The following is an 18,377-nucleotide window of genomic DNA, read 5'->3' as shown; positions in this document are numbered from 1 at the left end:
GGGGATCTCCACAATTTTCGGCATTTGCGCCCCATCAGGAGACGTTCATGAGCCAGGCAGACTACATCATCATCGGCGGCGGGATTGCCGGCGCTTCCACCGGCTTCTGGCTGTCCCGGCAGGCCCGGGTGATTGTGCTCGAACGCGAATCCCATCCGGCTTACCACTCCACCGGACGTTCGGCGGCCTTGTTCACCGCCGCCTATGGCACACCTCAAGTCCGGGCGTTGACCCAGGCCAGCCGCGATTTCTTCGACGCCCCACCCGCCGGTTTCTGCGAGCACCCGCTGCTGACCCCGCGCGGTGAAATGACCGTGGATTTCACCGGCGATCCAGCCGAGTTGAACAATCAATACCTGAGCGCCAAAGCCACGGTGCCGGAGATGCAACTGCTCAACGCCGACGAAGCCTGTGCGCGCCTGCCGATCCTGCGCCGGGAAAAAGTCCACGGCGCGATCTACGACCCGACCGCCAGTGATATCGACACCGATGCCTTGCACCAGGGCTACCTGCGCGGCATCCGCCGCAACCAGGGTGAAGTGCATACCGACAGCGAAGTGCTGAGCCTGACCCGTGATGCCGAAGGCATGTGGCAGGTGCAAACCAACGGCCAGACGTTCAGCGCTCCGATCATCATCAACGCCGCCGGCGCCTGGGCCGACAAGATCGGTGAACTGGCAGGCGCCAGGCCACTGGGCCTGCAACCGAAGCGGCGCGCGGCCTTCATCTTCGCCGGCCCCGAAGGCGTGGACATCCACCACTGGCCGATGCTGGTCAGTCTCGATGAATCCTTCTATATGAAACCCGACGCCGGCATGTTCCTCGGCTCGCCGGCCAACGCCGACCCGGTGGAACCCCACGACGTGCAGCCCGAAGAGTTGGACATCGCGATGGGCATCTATCAGATCGAAGAAGCCACCACCCTGACCATCCGCCGACCGACCCGTACCTGGGCCGGACTGCGCAGCTTCGTACATGACGGTGATTTGCTGTCCGGCTTCGATCCGCAAGTGCCCGGGCTGTTCTGGGTCGCGGCACAAGGCGGTTACGGCATCCAGACCTCGCCCGCCATGGGCCTGGCGAGCACCGCCCTGGTTCGCGGCGAAGCCTTGCCTGAGCAACTCACACGTTTTGGCCTGAGCGCCGCCATGCTGTCCCCCGCCCGCCTGGACTGAGTGACGTCCTCAGGTGACGCCTCGCCACGATTGCGGCAAACTTCCAGCACCCTGTTTTCACAGGGTGCCGATGCTGCCTGGAGCTCCACTATGAACGCCCACGAACACGATCCGGCCCTGGATGGCTCTGCGCAGGCACGTTCGCCGCTGGACAACTTCCGGGCGATTGCCGACGCCATCGCCACGCTGTTCTTCCCCCATGCCGAAGTGGTGCTGCACGATTTGCGCACGCAAAAGGTCGACTACATCGCCAACAACCTGTCGAAACGGGAAATCGGTGACGATTCGGCGCTGGAGGACATGCTCAGCGACGACATCAGCGAACGCAACATCGGGCCTTACGAAAAGCTCAATTGGGATGGCCAGAAAATTCGCAGCCTCAGTAGCGTGCTGCGTGACAGCGACGGTCATCCGCTGGCCGTGCTGTGCATCAATCTGAATATTTCACTGTTCGAGAATGCCAAGGCGGCGCTGGATCTGTTCCTGTCGCCGAGCAAGTTGATTCCGCAGCCGGATTCACTGTTTCGCGATGACTGGCAGGAGCGGATCAATACCTTCCTCCACGCCTGGCTGCGCGAGCGCCAGCTGAGCCTGAACCTGCTCACCCGCGACCACAAACGCGAACTGGTGCTGGCCTTGCATGCCGAAGGCGCCTTCAAAGGCAAAAGCGCCTCCAACTATGTGGCGAACGTGCTGAACATGGGGCGGGCGACGGTGTACAAGCATTTGAAGGAATTGAAGGGGTGAAAACCAATACGCATCCGTAGGAGCCAGGCTTGCCGGCGAAAACGTCCTGTAGGAGCCAGGCTTGCCGGCGAAAGCGTCCTGTAGGAGCCAGGCTTGCCGGCGAAGGCGTCCTGTAGGAGCCAGGCTTGCCGGCGAAGGCGTCCTGTAGGAGCCAGGCTCGCCGGCGAAGGCGTCCTGTAGGAGCCAGGCTCGCCGGCGAAGGCGTCCTGTAGGAGCCAGGCTCGCCGGCGAAGGCCGTCCTGTAGGAGCCAGGCTTGCCGGCGAAGGCGATCTTGAGGACGCCTTCGCCGGCAAGCCTGGCTCCTACGAGAGATCGTACGATCTCTTGGTGTCAGTGATTATTCCAGCGCCGAAGCCGGCCCGAAGAACTCGTAACGGCTTTGCTTCTCCGGTACACCCAACGCCTTGAGGTGACGCTTGACCGCCGTCATGAAACCTTTAGGTCCGAGGAAGTAAGCGTCCAGGTCGCGCTGCTGCGGCAACCATTCGCTTAGTTGCTCCTGGCTCAACAGCCCGACCTTGTCCGCCGCCGGGCTGACACCGTCATCTTCGTCGTAGCAATAGAAGCGCTTGAGCTGCGGATGACGCTCGGCCAGGCCGTCGATCCAGTCGCGGAAGGCGTGGACGCTGCCGTTGCGGGCGCAGTGGATAAAGTGCACCGGGCGCTCGGTCGCCAGTGCGGCTTCGAGCATCGGCAGGGTCGGGGTGATGCCGACGCCGCCGCTGATCAGAACCAACGGCTTGTCGCTTGCGGTCAGGGTGAACTCGCCCGATGGCGGGAACAGCTGGATGCTGGAACCGACGTGCAGTTGATCGTGCAGGTGATTGGAGGCGCGCCCACCCTCTTCACGTTTGACGCTGATGCGGTATTGGCCTTTGTCGGCCAGGGCCGACAGCGAATAGTTACGGCGGATCTCTTCGCCATCGAGGATCAGCTTCATGCCGATGTACTGGCCGGGTTCTGCCGCCAGAATCGCGCCTTTGTCAGCCGGCTCGAAATAGAACGACGTGATTTCCGCGCTCTCTTCAACCTTGGCCACCACGATGAATTCCCGCGCCCCGCGCCAGCCGCCGGGCGCCTGTTCTTTCTGGTCGTAGATGCTGGTTTCTGCACCGATCAGGATGTCGGCCAATTGACCGTAGGCGGCGCCCCAGGCGGCCATCACTTGCGGCGTGGCAATCTCGTCACCCAGCACTTCGGAGATGGCGCGCAGCAGGCAGCTACCGACGATCGGGTAGTGTTCCGGCAGAATCTGCAGGGCCACGTGCTTGTTGATGATCTTGGCCACCAGATCGCCCAGTTGGTCGAGCTGATCGATGTGTCGCGCATACATCAGGACGCCGTTGGCCAGGGCACGGGGCTGATCACCGCTGGCCTGGTGGGCCTGGTTGAACAGCGGGCGCACCTCCGGGTATTCGGAGAGCATCATGCGGTAGAAGTGAGTGATCAAGGCTTCGCCACCACTTTCCAGCAACGGCACGGTAGATTTGACGATTGCACGGTCTTGAACGCTAAGCATTAAATGACTCCTGAACGACTGGTTTTCTAATTGAATGGCCTAGACTTATCAGTTTTCATGCCAACAATTAATTTGTTATAAATCAATTATTTGAAAATAGAATAGTCAAAAAGACACAGCCCGGCTTATAGTCATACCGACTACATGGAGTCACTATGACTGCAAAATCCCTGCTGACCGCCCTGCTGCCACTGGTCTCGGACCTGTCCCGCGAATTGCCCGAAGGCGAGCGCTATCGACGCCTGCTCGAAGCCATGCGCGCCCTGCTGCCTTGCGATGCCGCCGCCCTGCTGCGCATTGATGGCGAATGGCTGGTGCCGCTGGCTGTCGACGGGTTGAGCACCGACACTCTGGGTCGACGTTTCAAGATCAGCGAGCACCCGCGATTCGAAGCCTTGCTCAGTAGCCCGGGGCCGACCCGGTTCGCCGCCGACAGCGACTTGCCCGACCCCTACGACGGCCTGGTTCATGGCCTCGAGGAGCATCTGGAAGTCCACGACTGCATCGGCTGCCCGCTGTTTATCGACGAGCGCCCCTGGGGCTTGCTGACCCTCGACGCCCTCGACCCCGAGCGCTTCGAACCGATCGAACTGGACGCCCTGCAAGCCTTCGCCAGCCTCGCCGCCGCCACGGTCAACGCCGCCGAGCGCATCGAACGCCTGGCCAATCGTGTCGAAGACGAACATCAGCGCGCCGAGGTGTATCGCCAGGCCAGCGGCCAGCAGAACCGCGAGATGATCGGCCAGAGCAAGGCCCACAAACGGTTGGTGGAAGAAATCAATCTGGTGGGCGGCAGCGATCTGACCGTGCTGATCACCGGCGAAACCGGGGTCGGCAAGGAGCTCGTAGCCCAAGCCATCCACGCGGCCTCGCCCCGAGCCGACAAGCCGATCATCAGCCTCAACTGCGCCGCTCTGCCGGAGACGCTGGTGGAGAGTGAACTGTTTGGCCACGTCCGCGGGGCGTTTACCGGCGCGATGAACGATCGACGCGGCAAATTCGAACTGGCCAATGGCGGCACGCTGTTTCTCGATGAAGTCGGCGAGCTGTCCCTGACGGTGCAGGCCAAATTGCTGCGCGTGTTGCAAAGCGGTCAGCTGCAGCGCCTGGGGTCGGACAAGGAGCATCAGGTCGACGTGCGATTGATTGCCGCGACCAACCGCGACCTGGCCGAGGAAGTGCGCCGCGGTCGCTACCGTGCAGACTTTTACCATCGACTGAGTGTCTACCCTTTGCTGGTGCCGGCACTGCGCGATCGCGGACGCGATGTGTTGCTGCTCAGCGGCTTTTTTCTGGAGCAGAACCGCTCGCGCATGGGGCTCAACAGCCTGCGCCTGAGCAACGACGCCCAGGCTGCACTGCTGGCCTATACGTGGCCAGGGAACGTGCGGGAGCTGGAGCACTTGATCGGCCGCAGTGCGCTGAAAGCCTTGGGCAACTGCAAGGAACGGCCGAAGATCCTCAGCTTGAGTGCGGCGGATCTGGATTTACCCGATGGCAGCGTTGAAGTCGCCTCCGAGCAACCGACCGCCGTCCCCGTGGCATTGGTATCGGGAGATTTACGCGAGGCCACCGAACATTATCAGCGCCAATTGATCAGCGCCTGCCTGGAACGCCATCACCACAATTGGGCGAGTGCAGCCCGGGAGCTGGGCCTGGACCGGGCAAACCTTGGGCGGATGGCGAAGAGACTGGGTATGAAGTGATGGCCCCTTCGCGAGCAGGTCTAATCGTCGCACCGTCGCTCCCACAGGTTTTACGCAATCCTTGTGGGAGCGAGTCTGCTCGCGAAGGGGCTCTACCATTCACCCAATTTACTAAAGCCTGCCCCCGACAAGTCGATAACCCGGCATCGATAGTTGTCGGCGATCCCGCGATCGCCAACCCCACCTTTTTCCACAGAAGGTTTTTATGTCCTCCAACAACGCCCGCGCAGACTCACTTTCGCTTTTGCTGTTTACCTTGCGCAGCGGCAAGCTGATGGCGATCAACCTGCTGAAAGTCAGCGAAATCATCCCCTGCCCGCCACTGACCCGACTGCCGGAATCCCACCCCCACGTCAAAGGCATTGCCACCTTGCGCGGTACTGCGTTGTCGGTGATCGACCTCAGCCGCGCTATCGGCGAGCGCCCCCTGGAAGACCCGAACGGCGGCTGCCTGATTGTCACCGACGTCAGCCGCTCCAAGCAGGGCCTGCACGTTCAGGCGGTGAGCAAGATCGTTCACTGCCTGTCCACCGACATCCGTCCGCCCCCCTTTGGCTCCGGCGGCGTGCGCTCGTACATCACCGGCGTGACCTCGGTCGACGGTACCCTGGTGCAGGTGCTGGACATCGAAAAAGTCATCCACGGCATCGCCCCGGCGCAGATCGAGATGGCCCCGACCGAACTGAGCATGGAAGACGCCGAAATCCTCGGCAATGCACGGATCCTGGTGGTCGATGACAGCCAGGTCGCCCTGCAGCAATCGGTGCACACCCTGCGCAACCTCGGGCTGCAATGCCACACCGCGCGCAGTGCCAGGGAAGCCATCGACTGCCTGCTGGACCTGCAAGGCACTGCCCAGCAGATCAACCTGATCGTCTCGGACATCGAAATGTCGGAAATGGACGGCTATGCCTTCACCCGCACCCTGCGGGAAACGCCGGACTTCGCGCACCTTTATGTACTGCTGCACACCTCGCTGAACAGTGCGATGAACAGCGAAAAAGCCCGGCTGGCCGGGGCCAATGCGGTACTGACCAAGTTCTCCTCGCCGGAATTGACCAAATGCCTGATCGAAGCGGCCAAAGCCGTCGCCGAACAAGGTCATTGAGCCTTGGCCGAGGAATACTGCTTTCTGCTGCGGCGTAATCTTGCCGAGGCGCTGCCCGATATCATCTGGCCTCAAGGGATTGTCTTGAGCGACTACCGCCCGGAACTGGCGCACGCCGTGCATCAATTGATGCAACGGGGCTACCAGGAAGGTGGCGCTCGCGTGTCGGCGCTTGACGTCTGGCAACAGCGTTTCGAAACCGACCCGGAGTACGATCCGACCCTGTGCTTTATCGCCCTGGATGCCGAGGGCATCGCTGGCGTGTGCCAGTGCTGGACCAGCGCCTTTATCAAGAGCCTGGTGGTGCATCCGCGAGCTCAGGGCCAGGGGTTGGGACGCGCTTTGCTGCTGCATGCTTTCAGCGTGTTTCAGCAGCGGCGGGAAGGGTTTGTGGATTTGAAGGTGTTGGAGGGCAATCTTCGGGCACAGCGCTTGTATGAAAGTGCCGGGATGTACGTAGTCCGCCGGGAAGCGGTTCCGGTCTGACACACCGCGTTCGCGGGCAAGCCTCGCTCCTACAGCGAAGGGGCCGACACATTCAATACAAAACCATCAGGCATACTCCAGGCATTTGGCCAACCCAACACCCAAGGATGCCTCAACCATGAAAGCTGCCACCCTGACCCTCCTCTGCCTCACCGCCCTCGCCACCCAGGCCCACGCCTCCAGCCCCGACGCCTGGACCGCCTACGACAAAGCCGTGCTCGCCGGTTGCACCAAGGCCAGCGGCCTGAAGCATGCCAAACCCGTCGGCAACGCCGCACAGTTCGATGACCGGGTTGGCTACACCGCACTGCTGCTGCAAGGCCAATACCCGCAAAAACACATGAAAGGTCAGCAAGGCACCGAGCTGTGCCTTTTCAACAAAAAAAGCAAAACCGCCTACGTGACCGAGTGGGACTCCATCCGCCCAGCCGCCAAGGCGCAGTGACTGGCGCATTACTTGCTTTGACACCCGCCTCAACGGTGGCTTTCTGTCGCCATTTCATGCCCCCATATGCGACCGATTGCTCAATGAATACGACGTTTTCCTGCGTAGGGTGCGGCAAATGCTGCAACGACCACCATGTCCCCCTGACCCTGGCCGAAACCCGGATGTGGGCGGCCGACGGCGGTCAAGTCATCGTGCTGGTGGAAGGCTTCCTGGGCAATGGCCTGGGCTTGCCCGTGCAGCAACGCGAACACGCCGAACGCCGTTCGGTGGTGGTTCGAAGCGGCGGAACAGAGGCGTACGTGGCGATCACCTTTGCCGCCTACAACGCCGGTCCCTGCCGGAATCTTGACGAAGATAACCTCTGCCGTATTTACGAGCGCCGGCCGCTGGTGTGCCGCATCTATCCGATGGAAATCAATCCGCACATTCCCCTGAATACCGCGGTGAAGGAATGTCCGCCCGAGGCATGGGAAAAAGGGCCGGATCTGATTGTGGGTGGCCAATTGGTCGATCAGGGGTTGGTGGACCTGATCCAGCGCTCCCGTCAGGCGGATCGCGATGAGATCCAGACCAAGGATGCGATTTGCGCGTTATTGGGCATTCGGACGACAGCACTGAAAGGTGACGGGTTTACTGCTTATTTGCCGGACATGGCTGCGTTTGCTTCAGTGATCGACCAGGTGGCTGGAAAGACGCTGGATGACTGGGGCAGCGAATGGACGTTCCATGTGTCTGGCGATGACATCGCCGGGCAAGTGCTGGAGGCTGGGGCGCAGGTGGCGACTGATGAGCCGTTGAATTATGCGTTTATTTCGTTGCGGGCGGCTTGATTCAAGGGGTGTGCCGCCTGTTAAGGCCCCTTCGCGGGCAAGCCCGCTCCCACAGGATTTGGTGGTGTGCATTGAAATCACGTTCACCCCGATCACTGTGGGAGCGGGCTTGCCCGCGAAGGCGGCAGACCAGACACCGCAGAGCTTAAACCTTAACGCTTGCCCATCGAACGACGAGTCCCGGGAGGCGCCGCCCCCGGCGTCTTGGTATGGCCATTCTTCGCGCCATTCTTGTACCAGGGCTGGCTGGCATTCTTCGCGGCAGCCAGCTCACCCGGTTTGAACGGGAACTTGAACGCAGGAATCGCGGCTTTGGTGTCGCTGTCTGCGCTGGAGTCGACGCTGTCTGGCAGGTCTGCCTGGTCGTCGCTCGAGGCGTCGGCAACCGGCGGTTGTGTCGGGGAAGTCATGAAAGCTCCGGGTAATGCAAAAGAGTCGGGCCCGGTCAGCGAGCCGCGAAAGGCGGCAGTATACCTCCCCACGATCCTTGTAGGAGCGAGCTTGCTCGCGAAAAACATCCATGCACCGCGTTCATCCAGGCCGCCTGCGTTATCGTTAACGTCCATCGTCGGAACGCCGCCCGGAGCAAGCTCGCTCCTACATAGTATGGCCAGAACAGTCACCCCAAACCCCAAACTGACAGCGCCGTCAGTTACCCGTCACCTTCCTGACGGGCGAACAGGTTTATAAAGGAAGGTATAAACCTGACAAAAACTCCGACCACCCAGCCCGGCGCCCCACTCGCATGCGAATTCAGAAAAAAACCGCCTTGATCGCCGGTCTGCTGATAGCCCTGGCAGCGCTGGGCACCTGGTATCTCACCATGCCCGCCACGGCAAAACTGGCCGCCCCCTCCGCCATCCCCGTGCGGGTGGTCGCCGTCGTCGAAAAAGATGTGCCCCGTTACGTCAGCGGCATTGGCTCGGTATTGTCCCTGCACAGCGTCGTGGTGCGCCCGCAGATCGACGGCATTCTCACCAGAATCCTGGTCAAGGAAGGCCAACTGGTGAACAAAGGCGACCTGCTAGCGACCATCGACGACCGCTCGATCCGCGCCAGTCTCGACCTGGCCCGGGCGCAACTGGGCGAAAGCCAGGCGCAGTTGCAGGTCGCGCTGGTCAACCTCAAACGCTACAAATTGCTGAGCGTCGACGACGGTGTTTCCAAGCAGACCTACGACCAGCAACAAGCCCTGGTCAATCAACTCAAGGCCACCGCCCAGGGCAACCAAGCCTCGATCGACGCCGCCCAGGTGCAGCTTTCCTACACTCAGATTCGTTCCCCAGTCAGCGGTCGCGTCGGGATTCGTACGGTGGACGAAGGCAACTTCCTGCGCATGAGCGACACCCAAGGCTTGTTCACCGTGACCCAGATCGACCCCATCGCCGTGGAGTTTTCCCTGCCGCAGCAAATGCTGCCGACCCTGCAAGGCCTGATCAACGATCCACAGCGTGCCCGGGTCAAGGCCTACATCGGCGCCGACACCGATGGCGAAACCGGCAACCTGCTGGGCGAAGGCCATCTGACCCTGATCGACAACCAGATCAACGCCAACACCGGAACGATCCGCGCCAAGGCAGAATTCAACAACGCCGGGCAAAAACTCTGGCCGGGCCTGCTGGTGACGGTAAAGATTCAGACAGCGCTGGATAAAGACGCGCTGGTGGTGCCGCCCACTGTCGTACAACGCGGCCTGGATCAACATTTCGTTTACCGGGTCAACGGTGACAAAGTCGAAACCGTCCAGGTGCAAATGGTTCACCAAGGCAGCGGCCAGGACATCATCAAAGGCGTCAAACCGGGCGACGTGCTGGTCAGCGATGGCCAGTCGCGCCTCAAGCAAGGCTCCACGGTCCAGGTACTGACCGAGCCGCCGCAAGTGGTCCGGTCGGAGCCGCAACCATGAAGGGCCACGGCTCGGTTTCGGCATGGTGCATCGATCATCCGGTGGCGACGATCCTGCTGACCTTCGCCCTGGTATTGCTCGGTGTCATCGCCTTCCCGCGGTTGCCGATCGCGCCGCTGCCGGAAGCCGAATTCCCGACCATCCAGGTGGCCGCACAACTGCCCGGCGCCAGCCCGGAAACCATGGCATCGTCGGTCGCCACACCGCTTGAAGTGCAGTTCAGTGCCATCCCCGGCGTGACCCAGATGACCTCGAGCAGCGCCCTGGGCTCGACCAACCTGACCCTGCAGTTCACCCTCGACAAAAGCATCGACACCGCCGCCCAGGAAGTCCAGGCGGCGATCAACACCGCTGCCGGCAAACTGCCCAAGGACATGCCGAACCTGCCCACCTGGCGCAAGGTCAACCCGGCCGACAGCCCGGTGCTGATCCTCAGCATCAACTCGACCCAGATGCCCGGAACGGAACTCAGCGACCTGGTCGAAACCCTGCTCTCCCGTCAGATCAGCCAGATCGATGGCGTAGGCCAGATCAACATCACCGGTCAGCAGCGTCCGGCCATCCGCGTTCAGGCTTCGGCGGACAAACTCGCCGCCATCGGCCTGACCCTGGCGGACATTCGCCTGGCGCTGCAACAGACCAGCCTCAACCTGGCCAAAGGTGCGTTGTACGGCGAGTCGAGCATTTCGACCCTGTCCACCAACGACCAGCTATTCCACCCCGAGGAATACAGCCAACTCATCGTTTCCTACAAGGACGGTGCACCGGTTCATCTCAGAGATGTCGCAAAAGTGGTCAACGGCGCGGAAAACGCCTACGTCCAGGCGTGGGCCGGCGACCAACCGGGCGTCAACCTGGTGATCTTCCGGCAACCAGGCGCCAATATCGTCGAGACCGTGGACCGGATCCAGGCGGCCTTGCCGACGCTGGAGGCCATGCTGCCCGCCTCGGTCCAGGTCGGGGTGCTGGTCGACCGGACCCAGACCATCCGCGCCTCGTTGCACGAAGTGGAAATCACCTTGCTGATTGCGATCATGCTGGTGGTGGCGGTGATGGCAATGTTCCTGCGCCAGCTGTCGGCGACCTTGATCGTGACTGCCGTGCTCGGTGTGTCGTTGATCGCCAGTTTCGCCCTGATGTACATCATGGGTTTCAGCCTGAACAACCTGACGCTGGTGGCGATTGTAGTGGCCGTGGGGTTTGTGGTCGACGATGCGATCGTGGTCGTGGAAAACATCCACCGGCACCTGGAGGCGGGCGACGGCATGCGCGAGGCGGCGATCAAGGGCGCCGGCGAGATTGGGTTTACCGTGGTCTCGATCAGTGTCTCGCTGGTGGCGGCGTTCATTCCGTTGCTGTTCATGGGCGGCGTGGTCGGGCGACTGTTCAAGGAGTTTGCCCTGACCGCGACCTCGACCATCATGATTTCGGTGGTGGTGTCCCTGACCCTGGCGCCGACCCTCGCCGCATTGTTCATGCGTGCGCCGGTGTATCGCGCCCATGACAAGCCGGGGTTCGGCGAGCGCTTGCTGGCGTGGTATGAAAAAGGCCTGCGCCGCGCCCTCGCCCATCAGACGTTGATGATCGGCGTGTTCGGCCTGTCCCTGGTACTGGCCATCAGCGGTTACATTTTTATTCCGAAGGGCTTCTTCCCGGTGCAGGACACCGGTTTTGTACTCGGCACCACCGAGGCGGCCGCTGATATTTCCTACGGCGACATGGTGAAAAAACACCTGGCGATGGCCGAAATCGTCGCTGCCGACCCGGCCGTGGAAGCTTTTTCCCACTCGGTCGGCGTCTCGGGCAGCAACCAGACCATCGCCAACGGACGCTTCTGGATCTCCCTGAAAAAACGCGGCGACCGCGACGTCTCGGCCAGCGAGTTCATCGACCGGATTCGCCCGCAACTGATGAAAGTCCCGGGCATCGTGCTGTACCTTCGCGCCGGCCAGGACATCAACCTCAGCGCCGGCCCGAGTCGCGCCCAGTACCAATACGTGCTCAAGAGCAACGACGGCGCGACCCTCAGCACCTGGACCCAACGCCTGACGGAAAAACTGCGCGGCAACCCGGCCTTTCGCGACATTTCCAACGACTTGCAACTGGGCGGCAGCATTACCCATATCAGCATCGATCGTAGCGCGGCAGCCCGTTTCGGCCTGACTGCCAGTGATGTCGACGAAGCGCTGTATGACGCCTTCGGCCAGCGGCAAATCAATGAATTCCAGACCCAGACCAACCAGTACAACGTGATCCTGGAACTGGACACAAAACAACGCGGCAAAGCCGAAAGCCTCAACTACTTCTACCTGCGCTCGCCATTGAGCGGGGAGATGGTGCCGCTCTCGGCACTGGCGAAATTCGATGCGCCGACCATCGGCCCGCTATCCATTGCCCATGACGGCATGTTCCCGGCTGCCAATCTGTCGTTCAACCTGGCACCCGGCGTGGCCTTGGGCGATGCGGTGATCATGCTCAATCAGGCCAAGGCCGAAATCGGCATGCCGACGGCCATCAGCGGTAATTTCCAGGGCGCGGCCCAGGCGTTCCAGAGTTCGCTGGCCAGCCAGCCCTGGCTGATTCTGGCGGCGCTGTTGGCGGTGTATATCATTCTCGGCGTGCTCTACGAGAGCTTCGTGCACCCGCTGACGATCATCTCGACCCTGCCGTCGGCGGGGCTTGGCGCGGTGATCATGCTGTGGATCTGGGGCCAGGACTTTTCGATCATGGCGCTGATCGGGCTGGTGCTGTTGATCGGCATCGTCAAGAAAAACGGCATCCTGATGATCGACTTCGCCCTCGACGCCCAGCGCAAAGGTGGCCTGGCTCCGGAAGAGGCGATCTACCAGGCCTGCCTCACCCGGTTCCGGCCGATCATCATGACCACCCTCGCCGCCCTGCTCGGCGCCCTGCCGCTGATGCTCGGTTACGGCACCGGCGCCGAACTGCGCCAACCATTGGGGATCGCGGTCGTCGGCGGCCTGCTGGTGAGCCAGGCGCTGACGCTGTTCACCACTCCGGTCATATACTTGTGGCTCGAGCGGCTATTCCATAGACCCAAACCCGCACCACTAGCGGTGCCGGCTACCACAGACTGAGGCAGGGTCATGCGCGTTCTGATTATCGAAGACGAGGAAAAAACCGCGGACTATCTGCATCGCGGCCTGACGGAACAGGGGTACACCGTGGACCTGGCGCGCGACGGCGTCGGCGGATTGCACCTGGCGCTGGAAAGCGACTACGCGGTCATCGTCCTCGACGTCATGCTGCCGGGCCTCGACGGCTTCGGCGTACTGCGCGCGTTGCGTGCGCGCAAGCAAACCCCGGTGATCATGCTCACCGCCCGGGAGCGTGTGGAAGATCGCATCAGAGGCCTGCGCGACGGCGCCGACGATTACCTCGGCAAACCGTTTTCCTTCCTGGAGCTGGTGGCGCGCCTGCAAGCCTTGACCCGCCGCAGCGGCGGCCATGAACCGGTGCAGGTGAGCATCGCCGACCTGTGGATCGATTTGATCAGCCGCAAGGCCACCCGCGCCGGCATCCGCCTGGATCTGACGGCCAAGGAGTTCTCGCTGCTCAGTGTGCTGGCCCGTCGACAAGGTGAAATCCTCTCGAAAACCGCCATTGCCGAAATGGTCTGGGACATCAATTTCGACAGCGACGCCAACGTGGTCGAAGTCGCGATCAAACGCCTGCGAGCCAAGCTCGACGGACCGTTCGAAGAGAAACTGCTGCACACCATCCGTGGCATGGGTTATGTGCTGGAGAGCCGTGGTGTCCAGTAACAGCATTGCCCTGCGCTTGAGCGGGATGTTTACGCTGGTGGCGCTGCTGGTGTTTCTGTTGATCGGCTGGGCCCTGTACCAGCAGGTCGACAAAGGCCTGGGCCTGTTGCCCGAAGCCGAGCTGGACGCGCGCTACAGCGTGCTCGAATCCACCGTCGGCCGGTACGGCACGCCGGAGCATTGGGTGAAGATCAACAACAAGCTCAAGCTGCTGGGTGAAGAAGACAAGCGCATCAGGTTCTGGATCATCAGCGGCGACCCCCACTACGAATACGGCAACCTGACGCCGCAGATTCGCGCCTTTGCCCTGGGGCCGCTGGGCATGCGCGACCTTAATTTGCCGGATCAGCCTTATCCATTGAAGGTGCTGGTCAGCCAGTTCCCCGCCAAGGATCAGCGACCGCCACTGCGCTTCATGATCGGCATCGACACCGAAACGTTTTTGCAGACACAGCACCACTTGTTGATCGCCCTGATCAGCCTGGCGATCATCGGGGTGTTACTGGCTTCGGCACTTGGTTATTGGGTGGCGCGGATCGGCCTCAAGCCCCTGATCAAGCTGTCTCAGGAAGCCCAGCGCCTGGCCCCGCCATTGCGTTCCGGGCGGTTGCGGCTGGCCTCACTGCCGCCGGAGCTCAATCAGTTCGTCAACTCGTTCAACTCCACCCTCGAACGCGTCGAACAGGCCTATTCACGCCTGGAATCATTCAACGCCGACGTGGCCCACGAACTGCGCTCGCCGCTGACCAACCTGATCGGCCAGACCCAGGTGGCACTGACCCGTGGCCGTTCCGCCGAACACTACTTCGAAGTGCTGCAATCGAACCTCGAAGAGCTTGAACGGTTGCGTTCGATCATCAATGACATGCTGTTTCTCGCCAGCGCCGACCAGGGCAGCAAGGCCACCAAGCTGACCTCCACCTCCCTGGCGGATGAAGTGGCAACGACCCTGGAATACCTGGATTTCATCCTCGAAGACGCCCAGGTCCAGGTGCAGGTCAGTGGCGATGCCCAAGTGCGGATCGAAATCGCGCATCTGCGCCGGGCATTGATCAATCTGCTGAGCAATGCCGTGCAGCACACCGAGCCCGGGCAAGTGATTCAGGTGCGCATCGAGGCCGAGGAGCATCAGGTGAGCATCGGTGTCGCGAACCCGGGATCGCCGATTGCCAGCGAGCATCTGCCGCGACTGTTCGAGCGTTTCTATCGGGTCGATGCTTCGCGCAGCAACAGTGGCAACAACCACGGCCTGGGACTGGCGATCGTCAAGGCAATTGCACTGATGCATGGCGGGGACGTGTTCGTGCGCAGTGATCACGGCATGAATATCTTCGGCATCCACTTGCCGGTCTGACCGCCCCCCCCTGTAGGAGCGAGCTTGCTCCGGGCGGCGTTCCGACGAAGAACCTGAGAGCGCCACGGGGGTGTCAGGCTTCAAGCGTTATCGTTCACGCCCATCGCCGACAAGCCGGCTCCTACAGTCGATCCTTGTATTTTACGCAACAGTCCTTTCATGAATCCGCTCTTTTTCCCCGCCTCATTGCGCCTTATCTTTGCCGCACCAAACAGCACTTGCCAAGCAAGAAGGTTTTAAAGATGTCCAACACAATGGGTATTGCCAGCGCTTTCGTTTTGTCCTCGTTGTTCCTGTCTCCGGTCGCCATGGCTGAAGAGTCGCAGACTTTCGCCGCGCAAAACAACGCACGGGCTGCAGCGTTCGAAGAGTATCAGAGCGAAATGACGGCCAAGGCTCAGAATGCCGCGCAAGCCCCTCAGGCGTCGACCAATCGGGCCCAGACCGGCCTGGAGAAAGACAGCTGAATTGTTAAAAAACACTCTGTTTCCCTCGACACTTTCATTGGCTCTTACCTGTGAAACGTTGTCTTCAAGCCGCTGCTATCAGCGGCTTTTTTTTTGCCGTTCGTTGCACTTGCTGCAACGATAACCGAGTGATCCGCGACGACCGGTTTACCTTTACCTGACTCAGGCTACAAAAAGGCCAGCATGTTTTGCTGGCCTTTTTTTTGCTTCGGATTTATACAGGCGCTGTAAACGCTACCGGTCTCCGGCGCGCGGCACCGACGCTCGCACCAGCAGTTTCTTATCGCCTTATCAGTAGAAGTCAGAACCATGAGTGTGCGCCGTGCGATACCTCACCACCCGATCCGTTCGACACGACCGGAACGGCTTCTGACCCTCGGCAGTTTGCTGTTGGTGATTGCCATACTGAGCATGGTCGCCTTCCTGCTGATCCGTGAACGCGCCAACGCCGAGTTGTCGGCCACTCGCGCAGCGTCCAATATCGTGCAATTGATCGACGCCGACGTCCTGCGCAACATACAACTCTACGATCTGTCGTTGTTGGGTTTGATTGCCGCCTCGCAGCGTGAAGACCTCAAATCCGTATCCCCGCTTATCCGCCACCTGGCCCTGTTCGACCGCGCCACGGCTGCGCCCTACAAAGGCGACATTTTGTTGCTCGATAACCAGGGCGACGTGATTGCCGATTCGGCCTCGGTGCAACCCAGAAAGGGCAACTTTGCCGACCGTGAATACTTCCAGTCCCATGTGAATGACCGGACCCCGGGGATGTTCATCAGCCGCCCGTTCAAGTCTGCAGAGGCAGACAATGAATGGCGTATCAGTTTCAGCCGCCGTATCAGTGGCCCCCACGGCGAATTCCTCGGCGTGGCCGAAGCCGCCATGCGGTTGAACTACTTCGATCAGTTGTTCAACAGTTTGAACATCGGTCGCGACAGTACCGTCACCCTGATCAGCAAGGACGGTATTCTCCTGGCCCTGCAACCGCGTCCGGCCGAGGAGCTGATCGGCAAGGACTTCAGCAACCGCCCCAACTTCCAGCGTATCGTCAAAGAAGGCAACGGCAGCTTCACCGGCACTTCAAGCCTCTACCAGGATAAACGCCTGTACACGTTTTCCAAGGTAGGCGACTTGCCGTTGATCGTCATCGTTGCCCTGTCCAGCGACGAAGTCTATGCGTCGTGGAAACGCACGGCGCTGGTGGTCAGTCTGGCGACCTTGGCACTATGCGTGAGCCTGCTCTGGCTGACCTGGTTGTTCAGCCGGGAATTGCGCCTGCGACGTAATGCCGAGCAGGAGCTTGCGCAATTGGCGGCCACGGACGCCTTGACTGGTCTGGCCAACCGCCGAACCCTGGATCAAGTGCTGCGCCATGAGTGGTTTCGCGCCCAGCGCTCAGGCATGCCGTTGTCGCTGCTGATGATCGATGCCGACCATTTCAAGGACTTCAACGATCGCCACGGACATCAGGGTGGCGATGATGCGTTGCGGTCACTGGCGAAGGTCATCAGCGCCCATGTCCGACGGCCGGCTGATCTGGTCGCCCGTTATGGTGGCGAGGAGTTTTCGGTGATTCTCGCCGAAACCGATAGCCAGGGTGCGCAGCAGATTGCCGAACACATCCGTTGTTCGGTCGAGCAATTGCCGTTGACGGGGGATGCGGAGTTTCCAATGACTGTCAGTATTGGTATCAGCACCTGGACCACGAAGAGCGACTTCAGCCTGGAGCAATTGCTGTTTGCCGCGGACAAGGCGTTGTATCAGGCCAAGGAAAGTGGGCGTAATCGGGTGGTTTCGTCCGGCTGAGAAATGATGCGGTGGCGACGGGGCCCATCGTCGGATCACCGCCAATTCGGGGCATAAAAAAAGGCCACCCGAAGGCAGCCTTGAAAAACTAGAGAGGTTTTTTGCTTACACGGCCGCAACTGGGCGCATGTAAGAGATCGGTGCAGTGCTGGCGTCTTCGAAAGTCACGACTTCCCAGGCATCTGTCTGCTCAATCAACTTGCGCAGCAGCTGGTTGTTCAATGCATGTCCCGACTTGAAGCCCTTGAACTCACCAATCAGGCTATTGCCCAAGAGGTAGAGGTCACCAATTGCATCGAGGATCTTGTGCTTGACGAATTCGTCTTCATAACGAAGGCCGTCTTCGTTCAGTACACCATCCGCGTCGACCACAATAGCGTTTTCAACGCTGCCGCCGAGTGCGAGGTTGTGCTTGCGCAGATACTCGATGTCACTCATGAAACCAAAGGTACGGGCGCGGCTGACTTCTTTTACGAACGAAGTGCTGGAAAAATCCACGCTTGCACTTTGTGTGCGGTCACGGAAAACCGGGTGATCAAAATCGATCTCGAAACTCACCTTGAAGCCTTCGAAAGGGACGAAAGTGGCGCGCTTGTCGCCGTCTTCCACTGTCACTTCCCGCAGGATGCGGATGAATTTCTTGGCGGCGTCCTGTTCTTCCAGGCCCGCCGACTGAATCAGGAATACGAAAGGTCCAGCGCTACCATCCATGATCGGAACTTCGGACGCGGAGAGCTCGACGTAGGCGTTATCGATGCCCAGGCCGGCCATGGCCGAGAGCAAGTGCTCTACCGTATCCACCTTGGTGTCACCACTGACCAATGTGGTCGACATCGTGGTTTCACCAACGTTTTCCGCGCGTGCAGGAATCTGCACCACAGGGTCGAGGTCGGCACGACAAAACACAATGCCGGTATCGACAGGCGCTGGCTTGAGGGTCAGGTATACCTTCTCCCCGGAGTGCAGGCCTACACCTGTGGCACGGATAATATTTTTCAGTGTGCGTTGTTTAATCATGGCTTGGGCCGCTTCAGCGCAA

At 60.7% G+C, this 18,377-nt stretch carries 16 protein-coding genes; 13 read left to right on the top strand and 3 right to left on the bottom strand.

The window, feature by feature from the left end; translation table 11 throughout:
• The first annotated feature begins 47 nt into the window (after nt 1–47).
• Together PMA3_RS04250 and PMA3_RS04245 are read left to right on the top strand one after the other, a co-directional pair.
• Nucleotides 48–1,175 (top strand): NAD(P)/FAD-dependent oxidoreductase, encoded by a 1,128-nt coding sequence (locus PMA3_RS04250; protein WP_064675997.1) that lies wholly within the window; start codon nt 48–50, stop codon nt 1,173–1,175.
• 90 nt (nt 1,176–1,265) lie between these two features.
• Nucleotides 1,266–1,922: a helix-turn-helix transcriptional regulator gene (locus PMA3_RS04245; RefSeq protein ID WP_064675996.1), complete on the top strand. Its 657-nt coding sequence runs from the start codon at nt 1,266–1,268 to the stop codon at nt 1,920–1,922.
• 338 nt (nt 1,923–2,260) lie between these two features.
• Here the strand turns inward: PMA3_RS04245 and hmpA are convergent, their stop codons facing one another.
• Nucleotides 2,261–3,442, bottom strand: a complete 1,182-nt coding sequence (gene hmpA / locus PMA3_RS04240) for an NO-inducible flavohemoprotein (RefSeq protein ID WP_064675995.1) — start codon at nt 3,440–3,442, stop codon at nt 2,261–2,263.
• Between the two features lie 155 nt (nt 3,443–3,597).
• Here hmpA and norR point away from each other — a divergent pair, with 155 nt between their 5' ends.
• From norR to PMA3_RS04215, 5 genes are all read left to right on the top strand, one after another.
• The gene (norR, locus tag PMA3_RS04235) at nt 3,598–5,148 is read left to right on the top strand and encodes a nitric oxide reductase transcriptional regulator NorR (protein WP_064675994.1); all 1,551 of its coding nucleotides are present in this window, start codon (nt 3,598–3,600) and stop codon (nt 5,146–5,148) included.
• 205 nt (nt 5,149–5,353) lie between these two features.
• Nucleotides 5,354–6,256 carry a chemotaxis protein CheV gene (locus PMA3_RS04230; RefSeq protein ID WP_064675993.1) on the top strand — a complete coding sequence of 301 codons (903 nt, stop codon included), beginning with the start codon at nt 5,354–5,356 and terminating at the stop codon, nt 6,254–6,256.
• 27 nt (nt 6,257–6,283) lie between these two features.
• Complete coding sequence (locus PMA3_RS04225; RefSeq protein ID WP_064680614.1) at nt 6,284–6,742, top strand: GNAT family N-acetyltransferase; 459 nt, start codon at nt 6,284–6,286, stop codon at nt 6,740–6,742.
• A gap of 118 nt (nt 6,743–6,860) precedes the next feature.
• The gene (locus PMA3_RS04220; protein ID WP_064675992.1) at nt 6,861–7,187 is read left to right on the top strand and encodes a hypothetical protein; all 327 of its coding nucleotides are present in this window, start codon (nt 6,861–6,863) and stop codon (nt 7,185–7,187) included.
• A gap of 83 nt (nt 7,188–7,270) precedes the next feature.
• Nucleotides 7,271–8,020 carry a YkgJ family cysteine cluster protein gene (locus PMA3_RS04215; protein ID WP_064675991.1) on the top strand — a complete coding sequence of 250 codons (750 nt, stop codon included), beginning with the start codon at nt 7,271–7,273 and terminating at the stop codon, nt 8,018–8,020.
• Between the two features lie 152 nt (nt 8,021–8,172).
• Here PMA3_RS04215 and PMA3_RS04210 read toward each other — a convergent pair whose 3' ends face one another.
• Nucleotides 8,173–8,430: a hypothetical protein gene (locus tag PMA3_RS04210; RefSeq protein ID WP_064675990.1), complete on the bottom strand. Its 258-nt coding sequence runs from the start codon at nt 8,428–8,430 to the stop codon at nt 8,173–8,175.
• A gap of 335 nt (nt 8,431–8,765) precedes the next feature.
• Between PMA3_RS04210 and PMA3_RS04205 the strand changes: the two genes are divergently transcribed.
• From PMA3_RS04205 to PMA3_RS04180, 6 genes are all read left to right on the top strand, one after another.
• Nucleotides 8,766–9,926 (top strand): efflux RND transporter periplasmic adaptor subunit, encoded by a 1,161-nt coding sequence (locus PMA3_RS04205; RefSeq protein ID WP_064675989.1) that lies wholly within the window; start codon nt 8,766–8,768, stop codon nt 9,924–9,926.
• Nucleotides 9,923–13,024 carry a multidrug efflux RND transporter permease subunit gene (locus PMA3_RS04200; RefSeq protein WP_064675988.1) on the top strand — a complete coding sequence of 1,034 codons (3,102 nt, stop codon included), beginning with the start codon at nt 9,923–9,925 and terminating at the stop codon, nt 13,022–13,024. The genes PMA3_RS04205 and PMA3_RS04200 overlap by 4 nt, the downstream gene beginning before the upstream one ends.
• 9 nt (nt 13,025–13,033) lie before the next feature.
• Nucleotides 13,034–13,711, top strand: a complete 678-nt coding sequence (locus PMA3_RS04195) for a heavy metal response regulator transcription factor (protein WP_064675987.1) — start codon at nt 13,034–13,036, stop codon at nt 13,709–13,711.
• Nucleotides 13,701–15,065 (top strand): heavy metal sensor histidine kinase, encoded by a 1,365-nt coding sequence (locus PMA3_RS04190; protein WP_064675986.1) that lies wholly within the window; start codon nt 13,701–13,703, stop codon nt 15,063–15,065. The genes PMA3_RS04195 and PMA3_RS04190 overlap by 11 nt, the downstream gene beginning before the upstream one ends.
• Before the next feature lie 242 nt (nt 15,066–15,307).
• Nucleotides 15,308–15,532, top strand: coding sequence for a hypothetical protein (locus PMA3_RS04185; RefSeq protein ID WP_064675985.1), 225 nt, complete (start codon nt 15,308–15,310; stop codon nt 15,530–15,532).
• A 309-nt stretch (nt 15,533–15,841) separates the two neighbouring features.
• Complete coding sequence (locus PMA3_RS04180) at nt 15,842–17,338, top strand: sensor domain-containing diguanylate cyclase (RefSeq protein WP_064675984.1); 1,497 nt, start codon at nt 15,842–15,844, stop codon at nt 17,336–17,338.
• A 105-nt stretch (nt 17,339–17,443) separates the two neighbouring features.
• On the opposite strand, the gene lpxC is transcribed toward PMA3_RS04180, so the two are convergent.
• Nucleotides 17,444–18,355: a UDP-3-O-acyl-N-acetylglucosamine deacetylase gene (gene lpxC / locus PMA3_RS04175; RefSeq protein ID WP_064675983.1), complete on the bottom strand. Its 912-nt coding sequence runs from the start codon at nt 18,353–18,355 to the stop codon at nt 17,444–17,446.
• Between the last annotated feature and the right edge of the window lie 22 nt (nt 18,356–18,377).

This window comes from Pseudomonas silesiensis, from assembly GCF_001661075.1.
Classification (GTDB): Bacteria; Pseudomonadota; Gammaproteobacteria; order Pseudomonadales; family Pseudomonadaceae; genus Aquipseudomonas; species Aquipseudomonas silesiensis.
The sequence above is the reverse complement of the archived record's forward strand: the minus strand, read 5'-3'. Positions and strand labels throughout refer to the sequence as shown.

Bases quoted from the DNA above. Each gene is read 5' to 3' on its own strand.
- PMA3_RS04250 (WP_064675997.1), top strand. From the start codon at position 48: ATGAGCCAGGCAGACTACATCATCATCGGCGGCGGGATTGCCGGCGCT.
- PMA3_RS04245 (WP_064675996.1), top strand. From the start codon at position 1,266: ATGAACGCCCACGAACACGATCCGGCCCTGGATGGCTCTGCGCAGGCA.
- hmpA (WP_064675995.1), bottom strand. From the start codon at position 3,442: ATGCTTAGCGTTCAAGACCGTGCAATCGTCAAATCTACCGTGCCGTTG.
- norR (WP_064675994.1), top strand. From the start codon at position 3,598: ATGACTGCAAAATCCCTGCTGACCGCCCTGCTGCCACTGGTCTCGGAC.
- PMA3_RS04230 (WP_064675993.1), top strand. From the start codon at position 5,354: ATGTCCTCCAACAACGCCCGCGCAGACTCACTTTCGCTTTTGCTGTTT.
- PMA3_RS04220 (WP_064675992.1), top strand. From the start codon at position 6,861: ATGAAAGCTGCCACCCTGACCCTCCTCTGCCTCACCGCCCTCGCCACC.
- PMA3_RS04215 (WP_064675991.1), top strand. From the start codon at position 7,271: ATGAATACGACGTTTTCCTGCGTAGGGTGCGGCAAATGCTGCAACGAC.
- PMA3_RS04210 (WP_064675990.1), bottom strand. From the start codon at position 8,430: ATGACTTCCCCGACACAACCGCCGGTTGCCGACGCCTCGAGCGACGAC.
- PMA3_RS04205 (WP_064675989.1), top strand. From the start codon at position 8,766: ATGCGAATTCAGAAAAAAACCGCCTTGATCGCCGGTCTGCTGATAGCC.
- PMA3_RS04200 (WP_064675988.1), top strand. From the start codon at position 9,923: ATGAAGGGCCACGGCTCGGTTTCGGCATGGTGCATCGATCATCCGGTG.
- PMA3_RS04195 (WP_064675987.1), top strand. From the start codon at position 13,034: ATGCGCGTTCTGATTATCGAAGACGAGGAAAAAACCGCGGACTATCTG.
- PMA3_RS04185 (WP_064675985.1), top strand. From the start codon at position 15,308: ATGTCCAACACAATGGGTATTGCCAGCGCTTTCGTTTTGTCCTCGTTG.
- PMA3_RS04180 (WP_064675984.1), top strand. From the start codon at position 15,842: ATGAGTGTGCGCCGTGCGATACCTCACCACCCGATCCGTTCGACACGA.
- lpxC (WP_064675983.1), bottom strand. From the start codon at position 18,355: ATGATTAAACAACGCACACTGAAAAATATTATCCGTGCCACAGGTGTA.